This window comes from Archangium sp., assembly GCF_036277355.1.
Classification (GTDB): Bacteria; Myxococcota; Myxococcia; order Myxococcales; family Myxococcaceae; genus Archangium.
In genome coordinates this window covers 39,809-62,554 of record NZ_DASUNC010000037.1, presented here as the reverse complement: position 1 = coordinate 62,554, position 22,746 = coordinate 39,809, and the positions used below count along the sequence as shown (strand labels likewise).

The window sequence follows — 22,746 nt, the reverse complement described above, 5'->3', positions numbered from 1 at the left end:
ATGAAGCGCACACTCACCATGCTTTTCTGGTTCGGCGTCATGTTCGCCCACTTCGTGGGCATCATGGCGGCGGCCTATGCTCTGGGCGGTCTCGTGGAGGGGGTCCTCCCGGGCGGTAGCCGCCTGACGAACCTGGCCATCCTGATGGTGGCCGTCGTGATGGGCATCGCGTCCCTGCTCACGGTGGCCGAGCGCAAGTGGAGCTCGCTGATGCAGAACCGCATCGGCCCCAACCGCGCGCGCATCAACCTGCCGGGCATCAAGAACAGCGCCCTGGTGGGCATCCCCCACTTCCTGGCCGACGGCATGAAGATGCTGTTCAAGGAGGACTTCCTCCCGGCCACGGCCAACAAGCTGCTCTACAACCTGGGGCCCATGCTGGCCTTCGCGCCGGTGTTCGCCCTGTTCGCGGTGGTGCCCGCCGGCCCCACGGTGTCCGTGTTCGGCCACACCGTGGACATGGTGGTGGCCACCCCGGACTTCGGCCTGCTCTACGTGTTCGCCATCGCCTCGCTGGCGGTGTACGGCACGTCGCTGGCCGGCTGGTCCTCCAACAACAAGTTCGCCCTGCTCGGTGGCGTCCGCGCCGCCTCGCAGATGATCTCCTACGAGGTCGCGCTGGGCTTGTCGCTGGTGGGCCTGATGATGGCCTTCTCCACGGTGCAGCTGCCCGCCTTCGTGGGCAACGTGGCCAACGAGCTGGGCATGGGCAATGCCGCTGTCGGCCAGGCCCGCTACCTGTGGGAAGCGCGGGTGGGCGGCTTCGACATCGGCGTGCCCGCGTGGGGCTTCCTGCTGCAGCCGCTGGGCTTCTTCCTCTTCTTCGCCGCGGCCTTCGCGGAGACCAAGCGCGCCCCCTTCGACACGCCCGAGGGTGAGTCGGAGATCATCGGCTACTTCGTCGAGTACTCGGGCATGAAGTTCGGCCTCTTCATGATCTCCGAGTTCGTGGAGATCGTGGTCCTCTCCGGCCTCATCGTGGTGCTCTTCTTCGGTGGCTACCACCTGCCCTTCGGCGGCGAGTGGCTGTCCAACCTGGCGCTGATGAAGGAGCACGGCTGGCTGTACGGCACCCTCCTGGGCACCGTGTTCTGGGCGAAGGTGATGTTCTTCGTGTGGCTGCAGCTGGCCATCCGCTGGACGTTCCCGCGCTTCCGCTACGATCAGATCCAGACGCTGGGCTGGAAGATCCTCCTGCCCATCGGCCTCTTCAACGTGTTCGCCACGGGCGCGCTGGTGCTGTGGGATCCGTCCCTGCGGGCGCTGGCGGTGTTCGGCCTGCTGCAGATCGGCCTGCTGATCGCCCTGACCACGTCCTCGGCGCTCAAGTCCGAGGAGGGCCACGGCGGGGGTCACGGGCACGGTCACGACGCCCACGGTCACGACGCGCATGGTCACGGCCTGCCGGCCCACGGCCACGCCGCCCACGCGGACACCCATTCCGGTGCGCACTCCGGTGCCGCCGCGGCTTCGCACTAGGCTGAGAGAAAGACACCATGGCTTACAAGGCGACTCAGGATCCCCGCACCGACATCCGCGAGCGTTCCTACCTGCCGGAGCTGATCAAGGGTCTGGCCATCACCACGCGGCACTTCCTGCGCAACCTCTTCGGGACCCGCGAGGTGGGCGTCCCGTTCGAGGATCGCAAGGGCACCAGCCTCGTCACCACCGTGCAGTACCCCGAGGAGAAGGTCCCCTATCCTCCCGGGTACCGCGGTCTGCACCGGCTGGTTCCGCGCGAGGATGGCAAGCCGCGCTGCGTGGCCTGCTACATGTGCGCCACCATCTGCCCGGCCCAGTGCATCTACATCGAGGCCGGGGAGTACGAGGTGGACGCGGCCGAGGGTGAATCGCGCGTCATCGAGAAGTTCCCCACCCAGTTCGTCATCGACGAGCTGCGCTGCATCGTGTGCGGACTGTGCGTGGACGCGTGCCCCAAGGACGCCATCCGCATGGACACGTACACGCACACTCCGCCGGAGTACAACCGGCAGGGCTTCGTCTACGACATCCCCAAGCTGCTCAAGGGGCCCGCCGTGGCGCACCCGTCCGACCCGTGGAACAAGCGCCCGGGCTCGGAGCAGCCGGCCCACGTGCACAAGGAGGCCCACACCCGCATCGGCGAGGGCCACGAGGGCGCGCACCACGGCCACGAGCTCGCCGCGGGCCACTCGCACGGCGACCACGTCACCCCGGGCACCCGCTCCACCGTGGTGTCCAACGAGGGCCCCGTGCCCGTGACGAAGTTCCTCAAGTAGGACGTCCGGCACTCCGCCGGCTTCCGGCCCGCCCTCCCCGCTTGCTCGCGGTGGAACGGCGGGCCGGTTCCGTTTCGAGGGGGGCCCGCGTGCAGCGGCATTGGAGCCCTACAACCCGGTTCGCTGCGTGCGAGGGGGCTGGCCCTCACCGGCCGCGCGACCCTTTCCGCCTCCTCGCAAACGCCGTAGGGTGGGTGACGCATGAAGCGCTACCGCCTCTCCGTGTGCAAGGGCTCGAGCTGCAAGTCGAACGGCTCCGACTCCGTGGCCGCGGCCGCCCGTGACGAGCTGTCCGCCCGCAAGCTCCAGGCGCGCTGCGAGCTGTACCGCGGAGGCTGCTACGGCTTCTGCCACATGGGCCCCAACGTCGTCATCCGCGAGGAGACGGGACGCAAGCGGGATCCGCTCTCCCCCGAGGACTTCCAGCTCATGGGCTGGGAGGGCGAGGTGTACTACTCGCACATGACCCCGGAGAAGATGAAGCGCGTGGTGGCCGAGCACATCGAGCAGGACAAGCCCGTCGTCGAGCTCTTCGGCCACCCGGACGAGGCGGAGTAGTCCGTCCCCCCTTCACTTCCCCTCGAGCGCGAACACGCCGTCCCAGTCCTCGGGCGGCGCCGCCGAGGCGAACTTGCGGCAGCGCTCGGCGTACACGCCGGCCACCGGATCCTGGAACGTCTCCGCACCCTGCGTGAACAGCGCCAGCGCCTCGTCGAAGCGCCGCTGGTGGTACGCGGTGAGCGCCTGCTCGTAGAGCGCGAGCTGCTCCTGCATTTGCGGGGTGATTTCACCCTTGCGGCCCACCAGCTCGTGCAGGCGCGAGGGCTCGGCCCGGCTCTTGAGCCGCACCCGATCCACCTCGCGGAAGACGTAGGCGTCCTGCGCCAGCTTCGCCGCGGTGTCCCCCACCAGCACGAAGGTGCCGTAGCCGCGGTTGAGGCTCTCCAGGAACATGGAGAGCTTCACCGACTCGCCCATGACGGAGTACTTGGACTCGAAGTCGCTGCCCATGCCGCCCACCAGCACCTCGCCGCTGTCGATGCCGATGCGGCACTGCAGGTGCTGGCCGTACGTCTTGTCCCAGTACTCCTGGCGCTCCGACAGCACCGTGCGCACCTTCAACGCGGCCTCGCAGGCGTGGTGCGCATGACGCTCGGTGCGCACGGGCGCGCCCCAGAAGGCCATCACCGCGTCGCCGATGTACTTGTCCACCTGGCCGCGCGTGGCCCGCACCACGTCCGTCACGTCCGTCAGGTAGTCGTTGAGCAGCTGGATGAGGCGCTCGGGCGTCAGCTCCTTGGCGAGCCGCGAGAAGCCGACCAGGTCACAGAAGAAGACCGTCACCTCGCGGCGCTCGGGCCGCGTCAGCAGGCGCAGGTCGCGCGTGACGAGCCGCGCCACCTCGGGGCTGACGTAGCGGCCGAGCACGTCGGTGACGAAGTGGCGCAGCTGCCGCTCGGAGCGCGAGGCCTGGACGATGGTGAAGATGAAGGTGAGCCCCATGGCCAGCAGCGGGCCCATCATCGCCACCCAGAGCCGCTCCTTGAGGAAGATGTGCCAGGCCCCCCAGGCGTAGAGCAGGCCCACCGCGCTCATGGCGCCCAGGTACACCAGCACGTCGCCGGACGAGCGCAGGCCCCGGTTGAAGGTGAGCGCCACGAAGGCACCGATGAAGGCCATCCCCAGCGTCAGGAAGAGATCCATCCGCGGGGTGGCGCGGGTGATGCCCTCGGACTGCAGCAGGTTCACCAGCGACTGCGCGAGCACCGCGCCCGCGGGCGTGTACTCGCCGATGGGCGTGTGCTGGTAGTGCATCCCCTGGCGCGAGGTGTTGGTGAAGACGATGAGGCGGCCCTCGATGTCGTGCACCGCCCGGGGTGGCACGCCCTCGCGCACGGCGAAGAGGTTGAGCAGCACGTTCCACGCGGGAATGGCCCGCGACACCGAGCCCCGCGAGCCGCGCCCCACTTCCGCCGCATCCCAGCGCACCAGGCTGTAGCCGGACTCGTCCATGGGGATGGAGAAGCGGTCCCCCACGTACAGCCGGCCGTCCGCGTAACGCAGCTGGCGCGTGTTCGCCAGGCGCATCGCCGCCATCAACGGCAGGGAGGGCAACACGTGCCGGGTGCCCTCGCGCGAGCGGTAGCTGACCAGGTGGGGCACGGCCCGCACCACGCCATCCGGCTCGGGCAACACGGTGCTGGAGCCGTACAGGCTCGCCGTGCCGAGCAGCGGCGCCACCGGGTGCTCCAGCTGCCGCACCTCCTCCAGCTGCGCCACGTCCAACCCCTCCACCTGCACCTCGGCCAGCGACACGAAGAGCTCGAGCGGGCCCACGCGGTGCGTGTCGTCCGTCACCCGGCGCTCCTGCACCTTCGGTGGCTCGCGCACGCCCTGCTCCAGCGCGACCCGCTGGCCCTCCTGCTCGCTGGCCACGCCCGCCCACACCTCCAGCGCGTTGCCCGCGGGGATGAGGTAGGCCGGCCGCTGATCCGACAACACCTTCTGCACCCGGCCCCGGGCCTCGGCCTCGTTCGGGTAGGTGCCCAGACGCACGCGGTACGGCCACAGCCGGCTGCCCGCGGGGATGCCCCGGTCCAGCGACCAGGAGAAGGCCAGCAGCGATTTCTCCGGGTAGCGATCCAACAGCTTGCGGAAGGCCTGGTCGTCGTCCAGCCCCTCCAGAGCGGGCGTGCCCTGGGCGAGGCAGGCGCGTGGACTGCGCTCGGTGAAGGGGAAGTCGAGCAGCACCAGCTCCGCGCCCTCGTCGACGAGCCGGTTGGACAGGCCGCCCAGAATCTCGCGGGGCCACGGGTTGGAGGCGATGCCGGGGTGCTCGTCCTGGCGGGCCTCGGCGAGCGTCTCGTCATCGAGCGCCACCACCACCACGCGATCCGAGCGTGAGGAGCGGCCTCCCAGTGAGCGCGCGCGCCAGTCGTAGGTGGCGCGCTCCCACGACTGCAGCCACGCCGAGGGCCGCGCCAGCAGCGCGATGGGGGTGGCGTCCTCGGACAGCAGGGCACGGGGGACGCGATAGAAGACGAGCAGCCCCAGGATGGCGCCGAAGAGCGTGGCCTGCAGGAGCGAGTAGCCGAGCCGCTGCAGGAAGCGGAGACCGGCCGAGTAGATGGGAAGGCTTCGCACGGGAGCAGGCACCATACCGCGTTCGGCCCCCATCCCCAGCCCTCCCGTGGCCCTGATATGCTCGCTCGCCGGGCCGTCCATCTGGGCGGCCTGCCCTTCTGGAAAGACGCATATGAAACGCATCCTGCTGTCCGCCGCCGTGACCGCTCTCCTGGTCGCCCCCCTTGCCTGCAACTTCGACCAGCTCCTGGCCGAGAAGGTGATGGTGGGCACCCTCCTGTCCACACCGGATGTGGACGTGTCGCTGGTCGCCATGTCCGGGCTCGACGCCGGCACGCTGCCCGACGGCGGCATCCCCCCGGGCGAGGAGCGGATCACCATCCCGGGCCAGACAGAGGCCTTCGTCTTCTTCGCCACGCGCGACGGCGAGCAAGGCACCCCCGAGCCACTCTCCGATGCCACCGTCCGCATCGAGATCCAGAACGGGGGCTCGCTCGCCCTCGAAAAGCAGGGTGAGGACACGGGCATGTACAGCCTGAAGAGCGACTATGGCGACGATGCGGGTGTGAAGTATGTGAATGGTGCCACCTACAACTTCGTCGCCGTGCACGGCGGCAACTCGCACGTGGGCCAGGTGAAGGACGCGCCGGCTCTGGAGCGGATTGAAGCGCTCCACCCGGCCGGGGGCTACGTCCGGCACGCGGCCAACCAGAGCCTCACGCTGAGGCGGCCCACGGAGAGTGGAGGCAAGCCACTGACGCTCGGCTTCGTCACCGTGGTCCCACTCGACATGGAAGGTCGAAAGGGTGCGATCACCTACACCAACATGCCGAAGGAGCCGCTGGACTTCCTGCAACTCGTGACGGCGACCGGCGAGTGGCAGCAGGAGATCCTCTCCATCCCGGGTACCGCCTTCCCCCAGAAGGACAGCAACTACCTCGTCATCTTCCAGACGGCGCAGCTCGGCGGCCCGCAGTCCGACAACCTGTTCACTGGTAGCACGCTGCTGGTGGGCACCGCCGACATCGGTCTGGTGCACACCCTCGAGTAGCCGCCCGGGTTCCTACCCCGCCTCCACCTCGAGCTCGAGCCTGCCCTCGAGCTTGAGGCGCAGCAGGTGGCCCGCGAAACGCTCGGACTCCTCGCGCGTGAGGACACCGCGGAAGCCCGGGCCCTCGGCCACCTCCACTTCCATCACCGGTCCGCGCTGCAGCAGGCGGAAGAAGTCCTCGCCGCCCTCGGGGCGCGGGACGAAGACGGGCAGGAATCCCTTCACGGGCAGCACCTCGCCCGGCGCACGCACGCGGGCCACCAATGCCGGAGCCTCCGGGCGCACCTCCGCCGGAGCCACGCCCTCTTCCGGGTAGAGCGGCGCGGGCGGGAGCGACACGTCCTCGGTGGAGTCGTCGAAGAGGAACCCGTGGCGAGAGGGAATGCGCCCGGCGAAGAGGTACAGCAACAGCACGGGAACATCCCCGCCCACCCGCTCCACGTGGAGGATGACGCGCGTGGCGCCCACCTTGCGCAGCAGCAGCTTCAAGCGCGGAGGCGAGCCGGCCAGATACCGCCGCACCCGGTCCTTCACGGTGGAGCGGATCTCCTCGAAGGCCGCCTGGAAGCGCGCCTCGCTCTCGGACTCCTCCTTCGCGAGCGCCTCGCGTGCCCGCGCCAGCTTCTCCTCGGCCTGGCGCAGGAAGTCCCGCATGGGCGCATCTCCGGAGGTGAGCGCCGACTCCTCCGCCGGAGCCGGTTCCGCCGAAACGGCCCGCTCCTGACTCGCCGCGCGCACCGCGCCCACCAGGAAGGAGCCCTGCTGATCCAACCGCTCGCGCTCCTCCTGGAAGCGCAACCGCGCGGTGCCGTACGCCAGCCGCAGCTCGAGCCACGCGTCATAGGCGGGCTCCAGCGTCTCCATGCCACGCACCCGGGCCAGGGCCCCGCGCGTCACGGCCTCCGCCGACGCCGAGGGCGCTCCCGGCACGCTCCCGGCGCGAGCCACGGGCGTCTCTCCCTCGCCACCCACCGCGGGCAGATCGCGAGGCGTATCCCGGCGCGGCGAGGACACGCGCCTGGGCGGAAGCTCCTGCGCCGCCGCGGGCCGCCGGGGCCGCACGGGTACGGGGAGCGGACTCCCCTCCTCCCACGCCCCATCGATGGCGGCCATTTCCCTCGGCGTGTCGCGGCGCAGCGGCGAGACCTCGCGCTTCACCGCACCCCGCGCCCGAGCGGGGGCCTCCACCTTCGGCTCCGAACCGGAGGCGCCCTTGCCTGCCCGGCCCTTGCCGCTGGCCGGCTTGCGTTCCTTCCTCGACGTCACGCCGCGAGCTCCCGCATGGACTTGGAGTGTACCGCCTGGAAAGTCGAAGGGGCGACCCGGTTGAGCGGATCGCCCCTCGACGGCCGCCCGGATTCCCGGGCGGAGCACGGACAGCGGACTCAGGCGCCGCGGGACACGGACTCGGGGCGCTGCTGGCCCGTGCCGTTGGACAGCGTGTCCCCGCCCTGCAGCCGGTTGCGCAGGTCATCGCGCAGCTCGGCACCGGGCTTGGGCGCCATCAGCAGGCCGAGGCCCGCGCCCACCAGCATGCCCACGGAGAAGGCGCCCAGCGCGGGCAACAGCCAGTCCGTGGGGCCCTTCTTCGTCTCGAGGCCGATCAGCTCGAGCAGATCGTCTCTGTCCATCTTCTTCAGATCCTTGGCGCTGAACATCGCGGGCACTCCATGTGCGGCGGGTGGGAAGGCAAGTCAATCACACCTGGGAACCCTGGGGGCGGTCCGAACCACCGGCGTTGCCGGTCCCGGCCATGCGGGCCCCCGTCTCGACGCCGCGCAGCGCCGCCTCGGCCATGCCGATGAGCTCGTCCTTGACCATGGGCAGCGCCGCCAGCCGCACGCCCAGCCGCAGCAGCCGGCCCGTGGTGCGCGTGAAGAGCCCGCCGCCGAGCACGTAGCCCACGCCGAGCGCCGCGGCCATCATCAGGTACGGATTGCGATCCACGCGGCCCTTGAGGTCCAACGTGTCCTGCAGATCCGTCACCGCGCCGCGCGCGTCGTCCCACAGCTGCTGCGCGTCCGAGCCGATCCGGTCCACCCGATGGCCGAAGCCGTCCTGCCCCTGATTGCCCTGTGCCTGGCTGCCGTTGGAAGACGGGCCGCCATTGCCCGGGTTGCTCTGGAAGGTCGTCATGTAGGAACTCCGATGCGTCGAGAAATCGGTGACGGGCTCAGCGGCGCGAGGCGATGCGGCCGATGATGAAGCCCACGGCCACGGCGCCCAGCAGACAGGTGCCCGGGTTGGCGCGGATGAAGCTCACCACGCGCGTGTTCACATCCTCCAGGTTGCGCCGCGCCTCGTCGATCTGCGGCAGGAGGTTCTCCTGGAGCTGGCGGGCCTTGTCCTGAATCTGCTGCGGGTTGACGTCCATGGAAACCGTCTCCTCTCGGGGTGTTGGGAAGGGTGGTGGCGAAGATGGGGCGTCTCAGCGCCTTTGGCTATTGCCGATGAGGAAGCCGACGAAGAAAGCCGCCCCCAGGCACGTGTAGGGCCGCTCTCGCACCCACTGGCGCCAGTCCGTGCGCCGCGCCACCTCCTGGCGCAGCTCGCCCACGGACAGGGCCAGCTCGGCGCGGGTGCGTTCGATCTCCGCGCGGATCTGCTCGGCCGTCTGGGGCACGACACGCGCCTTGCCGTCAGCGGCCATGGCCGGCCTCCGGGGGAAGGGTCGCGGGCTGGACGGCCGGCACCGGAACCGGCGTCTGCGCGAGCGCCGTCACACTGCGGTTGAGCTCCTCGGCGGTGTCGTCCATGAGCCGGAAGGACTTGAGCCGCGAGGCGGCTCGCGCGATTCCCATTCCTCCGCCCACGAGGTTGACGGCGCCCACCAGCGCGAGCGCGCCGTCCCAGCCGATCCACCGGGCCAGGAAGGCGGACAGCGCCGCGCACAGGAAGCAGTAGCCCACCAGCACGAAGGGCACGAAGGCGGCGATACGCGCCACGTCCGTGCCCATGACGCGCGCGTCCTCCATCAACTCCACGCGCGCCAGCGTGAGGTGCTGAGTCACCAGTTTGCTGAAACCATCCGTCAAGCGCCCGAGGAGCGCGCTCAATCCGCGCTCCGTCTGTTCGGTGCCCAAGCCCATCTGCTCCCCAGCCGTCGCTCTCATTCGGAGGTCCCAACGTAGGATCCTCCCTTTCTCCGCGACAACCCCGCCACGGAGGAATCTGTCCGGCGTTCGTCAGCGTCGGCCATCGGACGGACCGGAGGCCCCAGGCTAGCCGATGAGCTCCACCGGTGCCGAGAGGGGGGGCCGGGCCTCCAGGGGCGCCTCGAAGCGCATCACCAGGGGCAGGTGATCCGAGGCCACCGCCGAGAGCGGGGTGCGGTGGGCCTGGAGCGACAGCGGCTTCACGCCCGCGTCCACGTAGATGCGATCCAAACGCAGCATCGGGAGGCGGGAGTGGTAGGTGCGCACCCGGATGCCCAGCTCCAGGGCCACGTCGTGGATGGCCTGGCGCACCAGCCCGGGCACCGCACCGGGGCCCCAATAGTTGAAGTCTCCACACACGACGACCGGATCATTCCGCACGGCGTCGCGGAGGATGTCGGCGGACAGCAACAGCGCCTCCTGACGGCGGCGCTCGCTCATGCTCAGGCCCAGGTGCAGGCAGAAGAGGTGGAGCTGCCGGCCATTGCCCAGGTCCAGGTCACAGCGCAGGGCGCCCCGGGGCTCGCGGCGGGGCACGCTCAGGTCGTAGTTCTTCGACTTGAGGATGGGCAGCCGCGAGAGGATGGCGTTGCCGTAGCGGCGGCCGTTGCGCACCACGTTGGGCCCGAAGGCCATGTGCAGCCCGAGCAGATCCGCCAGGTGCTCGGGCTGATCCTCGCGCGACGTCACGCCCCGGTAGTCCCCCACTTCCTGCAGGGCGATGACGTCCGCGTTGATCTCCCGCAGCACGTCCCCCACGCGGTTCAGATCGAACTGGCCATCCGTCCCGATGCCGCTGTGGATGTTGTAGGAGACGAGCGTCAGCTCCACGTGTGGCCTGTTCCCGGGCGACTAGCCCTGCACGAGCCGCATGCGCTGCGCGGCGAGACGGGCCGCTTCCATGGGCAGCGACAGCAGCCGCCCCGTGGCCCGGGTGGCGTCCTGGATGCCCGACTGGAGGGCGCGGAACTGGCGCAGGGCCTCGTCGAGCACGTCCCGGAGCGCCGCGCGCGAAACCATCGTCGGCTCCTCGGACACCGGCAGCGCGCCGATGGGCTGGCCCCGGTTGGTGGCGGAGGGCTTCACCGGCGCGTTGGCCGACAGCCCCGCCAGCGCCTCGAGCTGCGCGTTCATCGCGCGTACCTGGAACATCTCCTCCGTCTCCGCATGGCTGCGGCCGTAGTGGATCTCCTTGTCGGATCGGCGCTCCACCGCATGCCGCGCGGACAGGGCCTGCTTGTCCCGGCGGCGCACCCCACGGGCCGGAGTCGACGTCTTGGGTGCGTTGAAGTGCTCGAAACGGAAGTTGCGCGGCATCCGATTATCTCCCCCTCAGAAACAGAAAACGGATGACGCGCAAGCTAGGGAGCCATGCGAGCAGAGGGAACTTCGAGGCTCACATGGGCCCGCTCGTCCGCCTGCTCCTCGAAGGACGGAGCATGCGCCCCTCCTTCCTCCGGCAGGTGGCGCTGACAGCCACGCGGCGGACATTCGGGGGGTTGTCGCTGCCGGCATTCGTTGACGCCCTCCCCTTCCGCACGCATATCTCGCCCCCGTGCACACCGCCCCGCTCAGAAGGCTTCCGTTCCTCCTGCTGGCCCTCGGACTGTCCGCTCTCGCCGCCGAGGAGCGTCCCCTTCTCTCCCTTCAGCCCGCCGCCGCCCGTCCGGGAGATCCGGTGCTCGTCACCGTGCGGGGCCTCACCCAGGTTCCCACCGGGACGCTCGGAGAGCGCCCCCTGCGCTTCTATCCGACGCGCGAGGGGTTCCAGGCCCTCACCGGCCTTCCGGTGGAGCTGACGCCGGGACCGGTGCCGGTGAAGGTGTCCGTGCCCGCCCAGGGGCTCGTCACGCCCACGGAGCTCACGGGCACGCTGGACGTGGTGGCCGCGGGCTGGCCCTCGCGCACGCTGAAGGTGGCCAACAAGTTCACCGTGAAGAAGCCCGAGCCCGAGGTGCAGGCGCGCATGGAGGCGGACAAGGCCGCCTTCGCCGCCGCCTTCGCGCAACCCTTCGCCGCGCCTCTCTTCCAGGACAACTTCGCCTGGCCGCGCCAGGACACCATCACCGCGCCCTATGGCGATCTGCGCACCTACAACGGCAAGAAGCAGAGCCAGCACTACGGCACGGACATCCGCGGTGCCACCGGCACGCCCGTGTACGCGGCCAACGCGGGCACGGTGGTGATGTCGCGGGATGCGTACGCCTCGGGCAACACGGTGCTCGTGCACCACGGCGCGGGCCTCTACACGGCCTACTTCCACCTGTCCGCCACGGACGTGAAGGACGGCGATCGCGTGGAGCGCGGCCAGCTGCTCGGCAAGGTGGGCGCCACCGGCCGCGTCACCGGCCCCCACCTCCACTGGGGCGTGAAGGTGGATGACATGTGGGTGGACGGCGAGACGCTGCTCAAGCTCGACTTCACCGGCGAGCCCGCCCCCGCCGTCACCCAGCGCGACAAGGAGTAGCGGTCCTTCAGCGATCTTTCCACTTCGGGGGCCGCTTCTCGATGAAGGCGGTGACCCCCTCGGCGGCGTCCTCGGTCAGCACGTTGAGGGACAGCTGCGAGGACAGGTACTCCAGCGCGGCCGGCAGCGGCATGTCCTCGGCGGTGAAGAAGGCCCGGCGTCCGAGCGCCAACACCGCCTGGCTCTTGCCGGCCAGCTTCCCGGCGAGCCCCGTCACCGCCGTGTCCAGCTCCGCCGCGGACACCACCCGGTTGAGCAGCCCCAGCGCGAGCGCCTCGCGCGCCGCCATCCGCTCGCCCGTCAGCACCATCTCCAGCGCCCGCTTGCGGCCCACGTGCCGCTGCAGCAGCGCCATCATCATCATGGGGAAGAGCCCCACGTCGATCTCCGGCGTGCCCAGCTCGGCGTGCTCGGCGGCCACGGCCAGGTCACACGCGAGCACCAGGCCCAACCCGCCCGCGAGCGCATGCCCGTTGACGCGTGCCACCGTGGGCTTGCGCACGTCCTGCAGCCGCAGCAGCAACCGGCCATAGGCGCGGCGGCCCTCGTGGGAGGCCAGAAAACCCCCCTCCCCGCCCATCTGCCCGAGGTCTCCTCCCGCGCAGAACACCTTCTCTCCCGCGCCGGTGAGCACCACCACGCGCACGGCGGCATCCGCCTCGGCGCGATCCAACGCGGCCATCAACTCCCGCAGCACCTCGGGCGAGAGCGCGTTGCGCGCCTTCGGCCGATCGATGGTCAGGAGCGCTTGCCCGCCTTGGGCCTGGTACCGGACGACACCTTCTCCTGCTTCCATGACGCCTCCGCGGGAGTGGCGGCGCCGGGAAGGACGCCGCGAAGGAAGGACTCGGCGATCTGCAGCTTGGCGCGCTCCAGCGCCTCGGGGCCACGGTCCTCCATCAGGCCGGACACGAAGGCGGTGAGGCCCAGCTCGATGGCGCCGAAGAGGAGCGAGGCGCACAGCATCGGGTCCAGGTCCGCGCGCAGCTCGCCGGTGGACTGGGCGCGCGCGAACATGTCCGCGGCCATGCGGATGGTGTCGAGGTAGGCCTGCTGACGGCTGACGACCTGGGTGCCCGCGGGGCTGCGGGCCACCTCGAGGATGAGCACCTTCACCGCGCGCGGGTCCACCCGGTAGGCCTCGAAGGCCACGTCCGCGATGCCGCGCACCTTCTCCTCGAGCGAGGTGCTCTCCTCCTCCGCCACCGCGCGCATGCGCGAGACGAAGCCGCTCCACCCCGTCTCCACGACGGTCTCCAGCAGCTCGTCCTTGTTCTTGAAGTAGTGGTAGACGAGCCCGTAGGCCACGCCCGCCTCTCGCGCCACGTCCGCGATGCGGCACCCGTGGTAGCCCTTGCGCGCGAACACGTCGATCGCCGCGCGCAGGATGGTGCGGCGGCGCTCACTCTCCCGGTTCCCTGCCGCCTCCGACTTGCTCTGCCGCTGACTCACGCGGTGTCTCTCCCCGGCCCGTTGATTCGCCAATCAGCCGGGGAGGACGCTACGGATGCAGGGGCCCGGGGTCAATGCCCTTGCCGGGCCTCTGACTACTGGATGGTGCCCTCGACGATGGGAGCGAACACGAGGGCCTCGTGACCCTCCTCCGGCGAGGCGGTGAACCGGCAGGGCGCGCTCACCGAGTAGGCGATGGGCCGCGGGTAGTCCGGCGCCGGAGGGTTGGCGGCGGGATCGCGCACGTCCTCCACCGAGTACGTCATGAGCGTGTAGGCCGGGTAGGTGAAGGCCTTGCCCGAGAGGAACGTGGACACCTTCACGGGCCCCACCGAGCCATTCTCGCAGCCGTCCGACTCCGCGTTGCGGGCGATGCTGTTGAACCAGGGATCCGCCAGCAGGAACGAGGCGACGTACGCGTCGAACTTCAGCATGTTCCGCACGTTCCGGGGCGGGGTGCCACTCGGCGCCGGAACGAGCTGGCGCACCACGGCCTTGGGATTGCGCGAGTTGATGGCGCGGTCCAGCTCGTGCGGCCAGCCCGTCCAGAGGATGCGCTCCTGCACCCAGATGAGCGTGATGGAATCGTACTTGCCGTTCTTCCCGTCCCACTTGCCATTGCCGTTGGCGTCGACGTAGCGCTCCTTGGCATCCCAGGTGCCGTTGTCGTTGTTGTCGACGAAGGGCTCGGTCAGGTCCACGAAGGGCTCGTCCGCGTCGCGCACGCCGTTGTTGTTGTTGTCGTCGAAGGCTTCCTCGCCCGAGGTGACGGCGATCATGCTCACCAGGTTGTCGCGGGGGTTGTTCTCCTTGCCCGGACGGACGGGATCCTGCCGGCGCGGCTCCTGGAGGGTGGGCTCCGCGAGGTAGCCGGCGATGGGATCGTCCTGCCACATGAACGGGTGCATCCACAGCGGCGCGATGTACTCGCCGGTGTGGGTCTCGTCGTTGAGCGGATTCCAGGAGAAGGTGCCCGGGGTCACGTCGTCGGGCATGGGCAGCGAGGTCTTGTAGAGGACCTGGGCATTGCCCACCACGTCGGTGACGCTGGTGGCGCTGGGGCCGATGGTGCCGGCCTCGGTGAGGAAGGACACCTGCGCCCCGGCGATACCATCGCCGTTGCGGTCGGCCACGTGGGCGATGCAGTTCAGCTTCACACCCGCGATGAGGTGACGCGTCTCATCGTAGGCGCCAATGGCGTGCACACCACCGGAGCCATCACCGGAGACGGAGCCGCACTGGAACGTGAACTGGCGGGAGTTGGAGGAGGAGCCGGCGAAGGTGACCGCGGGGCTGGTCACCATCAGGTCCTCCACCCGGGCGATCACCACCACGGAGGAGACACGGCCGCCCTTGGCCACCACCTGGGTGGAGGCAATGCCGGTGCCCACGTCCGTGGTGGCCTCCGGGGGGTTGATTTCGACACCGGAGACGGGCGCCTGCGTCTCGAAGACGATGCGCACGCCCGGCTGCGGCTGACCACGAGAGTCGATGGCGCGAAAGCGCAAAGTGGTGATTTCCCCCAGCTTGGGCTGAAGGGGAGATTGATCCACGAACTCCAGCGTGGCCGGGAGGGAGGGCTGGCATGCCGCAAGCACTCCACTCGCGATCGCCATCCACACGGCGAGACCCAGACGCATCTGAGAAGACTCCTTAGAAGAGGACTTCCATCTTCCCGGTCTCAGATGCGTCCAGTCAAGGACAGCGGCCTTTTCAGGGCTGCCTGGGTCAGGCCGCGGAGCCGCTGAACATGGCCCGGGCCACGCCCAGCAGGCGGTCGACATCCCGGGCTGTCAGGCCCCTCGCGCGAGCGAAGTCCGACAACGGCCGCAGCAAATCCTCCGTCTGCGCCGGTGTCTCCTCCGTTCCCGCGAAGAGCTCGCCCAGGCTCACGCCCAGGGCCAAGGCCAGGGCGGCAAGGGTTTCCACATGCGCAACGCGCTCTCCCCGCTCGATCATCGAGAGGAAGGAGACGCTGATTTGCGCCCGCTCCGCGAGCTCCTCCTGCGTCCAACGCTCCGGGCGCTGGGTGCGAAGTTCACGAATACGCTGTCCGATACGTTTGCCGAGTTCCGACACGAAAGACCTCGTCCTCCTCAGGGGGAATCCAGTCAGGGAGTGAAGAACCACGCACACGCGACCAGGATTCCTGCCTCCCGGTTCCGAACGCCCCGAGCTCCGTAACCGTGAGGTTCACTCCGAAGTCCAGGCCCGCTCGCCCCCTTGTCGAGTCCTGCCGCCCCTACGAAAAACGGAGGGAGGACACGCCGCGAGCTTGTGGCGGTGTGACGGTCTCGTATCGCATCCCGAGTCCAAAGCCGAGCCCCTCGTTCACACGCGTGGTACGTCATCGGCCGTGCGGCCGGTGGGCATCCGTGTGAGCGAGCACTTCCAGGAAAAATATTCAGTCTGGAATGGGGGCAGCCGAGCTGACACTCGGCCGCATGAGGGAAAAGCCTTACGTCCCGGGACGGCTGGCGCCGCGTGCGTCAGCGGCGGGAGGGGCGCTGGAACTCGATGAAGACCTCGTTGCCCTCCTGGCGCGTCTCGAACGAGACCTGCTCCTTGAGCTTGATGGCGACCCGGACGGTGCGGGAGGGACCCGCATCGGCATTCACGGAGGCCACCGCCGTGTCGAAGAAGGAGGTGTTGAGCGAGCGGGTGTTGTTGGACTCGGAGATGCGGGTGTTCTCCAGCTCCAGCACCACTTCCTTGTTGCCCTCGGTGACGTTGTAGCGGACGGGCTCGTTGGTGCGCACGAAGACGCGCGCGCGAGCCGGCTGGAAGCCCACCAGCGTCATGACCTTGCTGCGCGAGGAGCCGCCCGCGCTGTCACCCTGCTCGGGCTCCCGGCGCGGCGTCTCGGCCTGGGCAACGCGAGTCTGGCGCGCCTCGGCCTGCTGGCGCTTCTTCTCCTCGGCGGCGGCGCGGCGCTCCTCGGCGGCGGCGCGAGCCTCCTCGAGCTTCGCCTCCCGCTCCTCGGCGGCCTGGCGCTTCTTCTCCTCGGCGGCGGCGCGGGCCTCGTCCTGCTGGCGCTTCTTCTCGGTGGCCGCGGCCTGGGCCTCCGCCTCGCGGCGAGCCTTCTCGTCGGCCTGCTGGCGCTGCTTCTCCGCGGCGGCGGCGCGGGCCTCGTCCTGCTGGCGCTGCTTCTCCGCGACCGCGGCGGCTTCCTTCGCCGCACGCTCCTCCTGGAGACGCCGCTGCTCGGCCTCCTTGGCCTGCTGGGCCGCCACCCGCGCGGCCTCCTCCTGCGCCTTGCGATCGGCCACCGCCCGGGCCTCGGCCTGCCGCCGGGCCTCGGCATCCGCCTGGGCCGCCGCGGTCGCCTGGGCCGCGGCCTTCTCCTGCTGCTGCCGGTCCGTCTGGGCCGCCGCGGTCGCCTGGGCCACGGCCTTCTCCTGCTGCCGCGGGTCCGCCTGGGCCGCCGCGGTCGCCTGGGCCGCGGCCTTCTCCTGCTGCTGCCGGTCCGTCCGCGCCGCCACGGCCGCCTGCTCCGCGGTGGTACCGGGCGGGGTGGCCGCCGCCGCCGGAGCCGTGCCCGCCGGAGCCGTGCCCGCCGGAGCCGTGCCCTGGGCGGCGCCAGGCCGCTCCGCCACGGCCGCGCCCCCACCGCCCGCGATGGTCACCACCAATGAATTGCCGGCGGCCTGGATGTCCGTCTCCACCTCCCGCTCGTAGCCGATGAGCACCCGGGCGATCGACGACTCGTCCGAGCCGTAGCTGGCCGTGCGGATGCCGGTGATGGTGCCATTGCCGACGGCGAGCTCCTCCTTCACGCCGGAGAAGACGGCCTCGGAGATGTCGATGACGAGCCGGGGCGGATCCGTCATCGTGAAGGTGGTGAAGTTGGGCTTCCGGGTGCCCACGATCTCCACCCGGCCGCCCGTCACGTTGACGGCCGTGATGGTGTTGAGATTGCCCGGGGCCTGCCCCTCCTGCGCCAGAGCCAGGGCTGGCACCATCACGCAGGCAAGCAACGCAACCAGGATGGCCTTCATCGGCGACTTCCCTCTGGACGGACGCATGGCGTCTCGAAGCTAGCACGCGGTACTCGGGCTCCAACTTTCCAGCAATCCCGCCGCGAGCGTGGTGGGTTCGTGCCCTGAAAATGGCCATCGGGCCGGGCACTTCCCACCTGGAACGGCCACACCCCGGCATCCGGTTCATCGGCCTCGAGCGGTGGCACTGGTAGACGTCTACCAGTGATGTAGGCCAATGTGCGTCTTCACTGGTAGACGTCTACCAGTGAAGCCCTCGGACGGCAGCACTTCCCTCGCGCGGCGGCCCGCTCAGCGCAGCCGGGGCAGTGCCGGCTTGCGGGTGCGGTGGGTGCGCGCGTACTCGATGAGGTTCTTGATGTCGTAGCAGATCTGCCGGATGTCGTGCCCCATCGTCAGCTCGATGTGGCTGTTGCCCTTCACCGGCCGCCACAGCAGGTACTCGCTCTGGGCCGCGTGGTACACGCTGCGCGTGGACTCCACCGAGGCCAGCGGATCCATGTCCCCGAAGATGATGGCCATGGGGATGTGGATCTTCGAGAAGCCCCGCTTGAAGTCGTACCCGGTGCGGTAGCAGACCATCTCGCCGCGGCGGATCCACCGGGCGAACTGCTCCACCACCTTGCGAGGCTCGCGCTCTCCACCCTCGCGCAGCAGCCAGCGCACGTCCTTGGAGCTGACGCGAGCGGGATTGCTCAACCGGTTGATGCGGGTGGTGAGGCGGTTGAAGACGGGATGGTCCTCGGCCCGGGCGAGCTGCTTCTCCGCGAACTTCAGCCAGTCATCCACCGGGATGTAGTGGAAGCGGTGCTGCTGGGGACCGTCCCTGGGCTCCAACCACCGGGCCAGCTTCTCGTTGACGGCGGAGGCCCCGCGCGCGAGCAGCATGCGCCCGGTGTGCCCGACGCGCTCCTCCAGGTTGAGGCCGGCGATGGCCGTGTCGATGGCCGCGCCCAACAACGGAGTGCCCAGGGCCAGCACGCGAAGCGCCGCGATGCCGCGGCCCAGGTCCGCCGGAGAGCCGATGGTGATGAGGCCATCGAAGTCGTCGTGGATGCCGGCGTAGCCGTAGCCGAGCATGCCGCCCATGGAGTGGCCGCAGTAGAAGATGCGCTCGCGCCGGGTGATGCGTTTGACCCCCGACACGGCCGCCGGCAAGTCATAGAGGAAGTAGCTGTCGATGTCCCAGCCGTAGTCCAGGTCCTGCGGCAGCGGGCGGCGGAAGCGCGCGGCGCGCTCCTTCTGGAACTCGATGGAGCTCTTGCCGTGGCCGCGCAGCTCGAGGATGTGGATGTCCACCCCGAAGAAGAGCAGGTTCTTGACGAACTGGCCGCTCGTCCAGGCGTGCCGGTTCTGCGAGAAGCCGTGCACCAGCAGCAGCGGCTCGCCGAACAGGGGCTGCGCGAAGGGCTGCTTGACGGGGCGATAGCGGGTGATGACGAGGGACCAGCCATCGGCCGTCTCCACCACGTACTTCGTCTTCTGGTAGAGCGACCGGAAGTCGAGCTCATCGACCGTCGGTGTATGGGGACCCGTTGGAGTCGCCGCTCTCCAATCCGGCAAGCGCATACCGTGAATCTACGAACTGTGATGCAACGCGCCAAGGTTTCCACCGAGCCTGGCGCGCACGGACCCCACCAAAAACAGTGAACCCGTGCACAGGATGACGTCCGCCGGCGCGGCGCGAGCCCGTGCGCCCGCCAGCGCCGCGTCCAGCGAGGGCCAGGCGTACACGTCCGCACACCACGCACGCGCCTCGTCGAGGTAAAGCTCGGGAGCCAGCGAGCGAGGGGTATCGAGCGGCGTGAGGTGGACCGAGGTACAGCTTGGCAGGAGCGCGCGCAGCATCGGTCCGCGGTCCTTGTCGGCCACGACGCCGAAGACGCAGTGGACCTTGCGGCCCGGGTACAAGGAGCGCAGGCCCGCGAGCAGCACTTGCACACCGGCGGGGTTGTGCGCGCCATCCAGCAGCACGGGGGGCGAGCCGCCCAGCTCCTCCAGGCGTCCGGGCCAGCGAGCCCCGGCGATTCCCGCCCGCAGGGCTTCCGGGGAGACGGAGACACCGCGTGCGGAGAGCTGCTCCAGGCAGGCGAGTGCCACCGCGGCGTTCTGCCGCTGGTGCTCCCCTCGGAGGCCCAGGGTGAGGCCCTCCAGCGAGAGGCCCGTTCCCTCGTAGGCGAGGCGGCCGTCCGGGCGAGGAACCACGGAGAAGTCACGGCCCTCGAGGAGCAGGGGCGCGCCCACCTCCCCAGCCCTGCGCTCGATGGCGGCGAGGGCCTCGGGCTCCTGACGGCTCACCACCACGGGGACGCCCGGCTTGAGGATGCCGGCCTTCTCCCCGGCGATGGCCCCCAGGGTGTTGCCCAGGTACTCCATGTGATCGAAGGACACCGCGGTGATGGCGGTGACGAGCGGCTCGCAGGCGCTCGTGGCATCCAGCCGGCCACCCAGGCCCACCTCCACCACGGCCACGTCCACGGCCTCGCGGGCGAAGTGCCAGAAGGCCACCACGGTGCCGAACTCGAAGTACGTGAGCGAGGTGGCCGCGGCCGGGTGCCGCTCGAGCACCTCCAGAATGCGCTGGCCGAACACCTCGTCGGAGATCTCCTCCCCGTTCACGCGGATGCGCTCGTTGACGCGCACCAGGTGGGGCGAGGTGTAGAGCCCCACCCGGTGGCCCGCGGCGTGGAGCGCGGCGGAGGAGAAGGCACAGGTGCTGCCCTTGCCGTTGGTACCCGCGACGTGGAGCACGGGGTAGCGGCGCTCGGGGTGGCCGAGCGCCTCCAGGGTCTCCCGCACGCGCTCGAGGCCGAGCTTGATGCTGGAGGGGCTGAGCCGGGAGAAGAACTCCAGGGCCTCCGCCGGCGTCCGGGGCAGCGTCATCACTCGCGGGGACTAGCCGAGCAGGGTGACGAGCTGGCCGAGCTTCGCGCGCAGCTCCTTGCGGTGCACGATGGCGTCGATCATCCCGTGCTCCACGAGGAACTCGGAGCGCTGGAAGCCCTCGGGGAGCTTCTGGCGGATGGTCTGTTCGATCACGCGCGGGCCGGCGAAGCCGATGAGGGCCTTGGGCTCGGCGAGGATGATGTCACCCAGCCACGAGAAGGAGGCCGCCACGCCGCCGGTGGTGGGGTGGAGCAGCACGGAGATGTAGGGCTTGCCCACGTTGCGGAAGCGGGCGATGGCCGCGCTCGTCTTGGCCATCTGCATGAGGGAGAAGATGCCCTCCTGCATGCGCGCGCCGCCCGAGGCGGAGAACACGATGGCCGGGCACTTCAGCTCATGGGCGCGCTCGAAGACGCGGGTGACCTTCTCGCCCACCACCGAGCCCATGGAGCCGCCCATGAACTCGAAGACGAAGCAGCCCACGGACACCGGCTTGCCCTCGATGCGGCCCACGCCGGAGATGAAGGCGTCGTTCTCGCCGAGCGCCTTGCGGGTGGAGCGCAGCCGGTCCTTGTACTTCTTGGAGTCGGTGAACCCGAGCGGATCCTGCGGCTCCAGCTCCTTGTCGAACTCCTCGAAGCTGTCGGGGTCCAACAGAGACGTCAGGCGGGCGCGCGCCGTCCAGGGGAGGTGGTGCTCGCAGTGGGGGCAGACGTTGAGGTTCTTCTCCAGCTCCTGCCGGTAGATGATCTCGTCGCAGCTCTCGCACTTGGCCCAGAGCCCCTGCATGCGGCTGGGGGCTTCGATGGGCTCGGGGGCGGTGGCGATACGGGGCTTCTTGGAGAACCAGGCCATGGGAGGGCGGTTAACCGCACTCCCCGGGGCCCGTCAAGCCTCAGAACTCGAAGGTATCGCCCAGCTCGAGGATCTCCACCGGCATCTCCCGCAGCTCCTTCTTCAACTGGGGAAGGAAGGCCGGCTTGAGGTGGTAGACGAGCACGTTGCAGCCGTTGCGCTGGAACTTGGTCAGCTCGTCCTCGAGCATCTTCGGCGTGAGGTGGCCGGAGACCTCGGCCAGTTGATGCAGTGCGTTGGGGAAGCTCGTCTCCACCAGGAGCGCCTTGAGGGTGGGCGTCTGGTTGAGCACCTTCCACAGCTTGTCCGTGGGCCCGGTGTCCCCGCTCATGGCCATGGAGGTCCGGCCGCGGGTGATCACGAAGCCGCAGGACTCCACCGGGTGGTGTACGGGGATGGACTGCACCGTGTACGGGCCCACCTGGAACGTGCTGCCGGCCCGGAAGGGCTTGATGCGCAGCACCGGCTCCTTGCGCGTGGGAATGCGCGTGAAGTCCGGCCAGAGCGCGTTGTTGAACATGTTCTCGCGCAGCGCACGGGCGCACTCGCGCGAGGCATGGATGGTGACCGGCTTGTCCCGCCGGCCGATGATCAGATCCGCCATCAACGGCAGATCCTTCACATGATCGAAGTGGCTGTGGCCGACGAGGATGTCGTCCACCTTGCAGAGCTGCTCCAGCGACAACGTGCTGGTGAGCGCGCCCGCGTCCAGCGCGAGCACGTCATCCACCAGGAAGCACGTGGTGCGGCACGAGGGAAGCTCACCGCCATGGCAGCCGAGAACCTGGAGCTTCACGCTAGAGCTCTCCGAACTTCCACTTCATCTCCAGGTATTGGAGGAAGTCGTGGACGCGCGCGGTGTCATACACGGTGAGTCTGTCACCCGAGCGCTCCACCAGGCCAGCCCGCTCCAGACGATCCAGCATGTTGCGGATGGCCGGCTCGCCCACGCCGATCTGCCGGGGCAGCTCGCGCACCGCCAGCTCGATCTCCACGCCTTCCTCCATGGGCCGCCCGCGCGTCTGGCACACCTGGAGGATGTGGTGCACCACCCGGCTCGCCGGATCCGCGTGCAGCAGGTTCTCGATCTGCGCGTCCGCCTCGGACAGCCGCTCCGCCAGCTTCTTGATCATCCGCACGGCGATCTCCGCGTTGCCGCGGATCATCCCCTCGAACGTCTTGGGATCGATCACCAGGAGCTTGGCGTCCTCGCTCACGCTGGCCGAGGCATTGCGAGGCTTGTTGGAGATGATGGCCATCTCGCCGAAGAACTCGCCCGGGCCGAGCACGGCCAGGACCTTCTCCACGTCCCGCACTCGCTTGGAGATGGCGATTCGTCCCGACTGAATGACGAACATCTCCTTGCCGGGCTCGCCCTCTCGAAAGAGGACGGTGCCCTTCGGGAATTCCTTGCCGAATCGCTGAAAGAGGGTTTCCTCGGCGCCCATCGCAGGGCGAGTTAAGCCGTCCCCACTCGCAGGGTCAAATTCCGGCCGGATTTTGATGGCTTGTGGACCCTCGGTGTCGTCCAGACGCCCAC

The 22,746-nt window shown here is 69.5% G+C and carries 24 protein-coding genes; 5 read left to right on the top strand and 19 right to left on the bottom strand.

Annotated features, from left to right (window positions below; translation table 11 throughout):
* From VFZ09_RS09215 to VFZ09_RS09205, 3 genes are all read left to right on the top strand, one after another.
* The gene (locus tag VFZ09_RS09215; RefSeq protein ID WP_329727136.1) at positions 1–1,479 is read left to right on the top strand and encodes a complex I subunit 1 family protein; all 1,479 of its coding nucleotides are present in this window, start codon (positions 1–3) and stop codon (positions 1,477–1,479) included.
* 17 nt (positions 1,480–1,496) lie between these two features.
* On the top strand, positions 1,497–2,258 hold the full coding sequence (locus VFZ09_RS09210) for an NADH-quinone oxidoreductase subunit I (protein WP_329727135.1): 762 nt from the start codon (positions 1,497–1,499) through the stop codon (positions 2,256–2,258).
* Between the two features lie 201 nt (positions 2,259–2,459).
* Positions 2,460–2,816: a (2Fe-2S) ferredoxin domain-containing protein gene (locus VFZ09_RS09205; protein WP_329727134.1), complete on the top strand. Its 357-nt coding sequence runs from the start codon at positions 2,460–2,462 to the stop codon at positions 2,814–2,816.
* 12 nt (positions 2,817–2,828) lie between these two features.
* Here the strand turns inward: VFZ09_RS09205 and VFZ09_RS09200 are convergent, their stop codons facing one another.
* Complete coding sequence (locus tag VFZ09_RS09200) at positions 2,829–5,402, bottom strand: adenylate/guanylate cyclase domain-containing protein (protein ID WP_329727133.1); 2,574 nt, start codon at positions 5,400–5,402, stop codon at positions 2,829–2,831.
* A 112-nt stretch (positions 5,403–5,514) separates the two neighbouring features.
* Between VFZ09_RS09200 and VFZ09_RS09195 the strand changes: the two genes are divergently transcribed.
* Positions 5,515–6,393 (top strand): hypothetical protein, encoded by an 879-nt coding sequence (locus tag VFZ09_RS09195; protein ID WP_329727132.1) that lies wholly within the window; start codon positions 5,515–5,517, stop codon positions 6,391–6,393.
* A gap of 12 nt (positions 6,394–6,405) precedes the next feature.
* Here the strand turns inward: VFZ09_RS09195 and VFZ09_RS09190 are convergent, their stop codons facing one another.
* The 8 genes from VFZ09_RS09190 to VFZ09_RS09155 all read right to left on the bottom strand — a co-directional run bounded on the left by VFZ09_RS09190 (position 6,406) and on the right by VFZ09_RS09155 (position 10,865).
* On the bottom strand, positions 6,406–7,659 hold the full coding sequence (locus VFZ09_RS09190) for a hypothetical protein (RefSeq protein WP_329727131.1): 1,254 nt from the start codon (positions 7,657–7,659) through the stop codon (positions 6,406–6,408).
* Positions 7,660–7,778: 119 nt separating this feature from the next.
* The gene (locus VFZ09_RS09185) at positions 7,779–8,051 is read right to left on the bottom strand and encodes a YtxH domain-containing protein (RefSeq protein ID WP_329727130.1); all 273 of its coding nucleotides are present in this window, start codon (positions 8,049–8,051) and stop codon (positions 7,779–7,781) included.
* A 40-nt stretch (positions 8,052–8,091) separates the two neighbouring features.
* Positions 8,092–8,529 carry a hypothetical protein gene (locus VFZ09_RS09180; protein ID WP_329727129.1) on the bottom strand — a complete coding sequence of 146 codons (438 nt, stop codon included), beginning with the start codon at positions 8,527–8,529 and terminating at the stop codon, positions 8,092–8,094.
* Positions 8,530–8,566: 37 nt separating this feature from the next.
* A complete protein-coding gene (locus VFZ09_RS09175) occupies positions 8,567–8,767 on the bottom strand; it encodes a hypothetical protein (protein WP_329727128.1) in 201 nt (66 codons plus the stop codon).
* 54 nt (positions 8,768–8,821) lie between these two features.
* Positions 8,822–9,043 carry a DUF3618 domain-containing protein gene (locus VFZ09_RS09170; protein WP_329727127.1) on the bottom strand — a complete coding sequence of 74 codons (222 nt, stop codon included), beginning with the start codon at positions 9,041–9,043 and terminating at the stop codon, positions 8,822–8,824.
* Entirely contained in the window at positions 9,033–9,482 is a 450-nt protein-coding gene (locus VFZ09_RS09165) for a phage holin family protein (protein ID WP_329727202.1), read from the bottom strand. The genes VFZ09_RS09170 and VFZ09_RS09165 overlap by 11 nt, the downstream gene beginning before the upstream one ends.
* A 132-nt stretch (positions 9,483–9,614) precedes the next feature.
* Positions 9,615–10,379: an endonuclease/exonuclease/phosphatase family protein gene (locus VFZ09_RS09160; protein WP_329727126.1), complete on the bottom strand. Its 765-nt coding sequence runs from the start codon at positions 10,377–10,379 to the stop codon at positions 9,615–9,617.
* 21 nt (positions 10,380–10,400) lie between these two features.
* A complete protein-coding gene (locus tag VFZ09_RS09155; RefSeq protein WP_329727125.1) occupies positions 10,401–10,865 on the bottom strand; it encodes a hypothetical protein in 465 nt (154 codons plus the stop codon).
* Positions 10,866–11,103: 238 nt separating this feature from the next.
* Here VFZ09_RS09155 and VFZ09_RS09150 point away from each other — a divergent pair, with 238 nt between their 5' ends.
* Entirely contained in the window at positions 11,104–12,015 is a 912-nt protein-coding gene (locus VFZ09_RS09150) for a M23 family metallopeptidase (protein ID WP_329727124.1), read from the top strand.
* Positions 12,016–12,022: 7 nt separating this feature from the next.
* Here VFZ09_RS09150 and VFZ09_RS09145 read toward each other — a convergent pair whose 3' ends face one another.
* The 10 genes from VFZ09_RS09145 to VFZ09_RS09100 form a co-directional block, all read right to left on the bottom strand.
* On the bottom strand, positions 12,023–12,811 hold the full coding sequence (locus VFZ09_RS09145; RefSeq protein ID WP_329727123.1) for an enoyl-CoA hydratase/isomerase family protein: 789 nt from the start codon (positions 12,809–12,811) through the stop codon (positions 12,023–12,025).
* Positions 12,754–13,467, bottom strand: a complete 714-nt coding sequence (locus VFZ09_RS09140) for a TetR/AcrR family transcriptional regulator (protein ID WP_329727122.1) — start codon at positions 13,465–13,467, stop codon at positions 12,754–12,756. The genes VFZ09_RS09145 and VFZ09_RS09140 overlap by 58 nt, the downstream gene beginning before the upstream one ends.
* 95 nt (positions 13,468–13,562) lie before the next feature.
* Complete coding sequence (locus tag VFZ09_RS09135) at positions 13,563–15,107, bottom strand: hypothetical protein (protein WP_329727121.1); 1,545 nt, start codon at positions 15,105–15,107, stop codon at positions 13,563–13,565.
* An 88-nt stretch (positions 15,108–15,195) separates the two neighbouring features.
* Positions 15,196–15,546, bottom strand: a complete 351-nt coding sequence (locus VFZ09_RS09130) for a helix-turn-helix domain-containing protein (protein ID WP_047862667.1) — start codon at positions 15,544–15,546, stop codon at positions 15,196–15,198.
* Between the two features lie 410 nt (positions 15,547–15,956).
* Entirely contained in the window at positions 15,957–17,465 is a 1,509-nt protein-coding gene (locus VFZ09_RS09125; RefSeq protein WP_329727120.1) for an AMIN domain-containing protein, read from the bottom strand.
* A gap of 291 nt (positions 17,466–17,756) precedes the next feature.
* Positions 17,757–19,034, bottom strand: coding sequence for an alpha/beta fold hydrolase (locus VFZ09_RS09120; RefSeq protein ID WP_329727119.1), 1,278 nt, complete (start codon positions 19,032–19,034; stop codon positions 17,757–17,759).
* 9 nt (positions 19,035–19,043) lie between these two features.
* On the bottom strand, positions 19,044–20,348 hold the full coding sequence (locus tag VFZ09_RS09115) for a folylpolyglutamate synthase/dihydrofolate synthase family protein (protein ID WP_329727118.1): 1,305 nt from the start codon (positions 20,346–20,348) through the stop codon (positions 19,044–19,046).
* A gap of 12 nt (positions 20,349–20,360) precedes the next feature.
* Entirely contained in the window at positions 20,361–21,206 is an 846-nt protein-coding gene (gene accD, locus VFZ09_RS09110) for an acetyl-CoA carboxylase, carboxyltransferase subunit beta (protein ID WP_329727117.1), read from the bottom strand.
* Positions 21,207–21,246: 40 nt separating this feature from the next.
* Positions 21,247–22,002 carry a 3',5'-cyclic-nucleotide phosphodiesterase gene (locus VFZ09_RS09105; RefSeq protein WP_329727116.1) on the bottom strand — a complete coding sequence of 252 codons (756 nt, stop codon included), beginning with the start codon at positions 22,000–22,002 and terminating at the stop codon, positions 21,247–21,249.
* A 1-nt stretch (position 22,003) separates the two neighbouring features.
* Positions 22,004–22,654, bottom strand: coding sequence for a Crp/Fnr family transcriptional regulator (locus tag VFZ09_RS09100; protein ID WP_329727115.1), 651 nt, complete (start codon positions 22,652–22,654; stop codon positions 22,004–22,006).
* Positions 22,655–22,746 lie beyond the last annotated feature (92 nt).

Coding starts and splice junctions, on each gene's coding strand:
- accD (WP_329727117.1), bottom strand. CDS start 21,206: ATGGCCTGGTTCTCCAAGAAGCCCCGTATCGCCACCGCCCCCGAGCCC.
- VFZ09_RS09155 (WP_329727125.1), bottom strand. CDS start 10,865: ATGCCGCGCAACTTCCGTTTCGAGCACTTCAACGCACCCAAGACGTCG.
- VFZ09_RS09195 (WP_329727132.1), top strand. CDS start 5,515: ATGAAACGCATCCTGCTGTCCGCCGCCGTGACCGCTCTCCTGGTCGCC.
- VFZ09_RS09170 (WP_329727127.1), bottom strand. CDS start 9,043: ATGGCCGCTGACGGCAAGGCGCGTGTCGTGCCCCAGACGGCCGAGCAG.
- VFZ09_RS09215 (WP_329727136.1), top strand. CDS start 1: ATGAAGCGCACACTCACCATGCTTTTCTGGTTCGGCGTCATGTTCGCC.
- VFZ09_RS09125 (WP_329727120.1), bottom strand. CDS start 17,465: ATGAAGGCCATCCTGGTTGCGTTGCTTGCCTGCGTGATGGTGCCAGCC.
- VFZ09_RS09115 (WP_329727118.1), bottom strand. CDS start 20,348: ATGACGCTGCCCCGGACGCCGGCGGAGGCCCTGGAGTTCTTCTCCCGG.
- VFZ09_RS09165 (WP_329727202.1), bottom strand. CDS start 9,482: ATGGGCTTGGGCACCGAACAGACGGAGCGCGGATTGAGCGCGCTCCTC.
- VFZ09_RS09135 (WP_329727121.1), bottom strand. CDS start 15,107: ATGCGTCTGGGTCTCGCCGTGTGGATGGCGATCGCGAGTGGAGTGCTT.
- VFZ09_RS09175 (WP_329727128.1), bottom strand. CDS start 8,767: ATGGACGTCAACCCGCAGCAGATTCAGGACAAGGCCCGCCAGCTCCAG.
- VFZ09_RS09145 (WP_329727123.1), bottom strand. CDS start 12,811: ATGGAAGCAGGAGAAGGTGTCGTCCGGTACCAGGCCCAAGGCGGGCAA.
- VFZ09_RS09205 (WP_329727134.1), top strand. CDS start 2,460: ATGAAGCGCTACCGCCTCTCCGTGTGCAAGGGCTCGAGCTGCAAGTCG.
- VFZ09_RS09120 (WP_329727119.1), bottom strand. CDS start 19,034: ATGCGCTTGCCGGATTGGAGAGCGGCGACTCCAACGGGTCCCCATACA.
- VFZ09_RS09180 (WP_329727129.1), bottom strand. CDS start 8,529: ATGACGACCTTCCAGAGCAACCCGGGCAATGGCGGCCCGTCTTCCAAC.
- VFZ09_RS09210 (WP_329727135.1), top strand. CDS start 1,497: ATGGCTTACAAGGCGACTCAGGATCCCCGCACCGACATCCGCGAGCGT.
- VFZ09_RS09185 (WP_329727130.1), bottom strand. CDS start 8,051: ATGTTCAGCGCCAAGGATCTGAAGAAGATGGACAGAGACGATCTGCTC.
- VFZ09_RS09100 (WP_329727115.1), bottom strand. CDS start 22,654: ATGGGCGCCGAGGAAACCCTCTTTCAGCGATTCGGCAAGGAATTCCCG.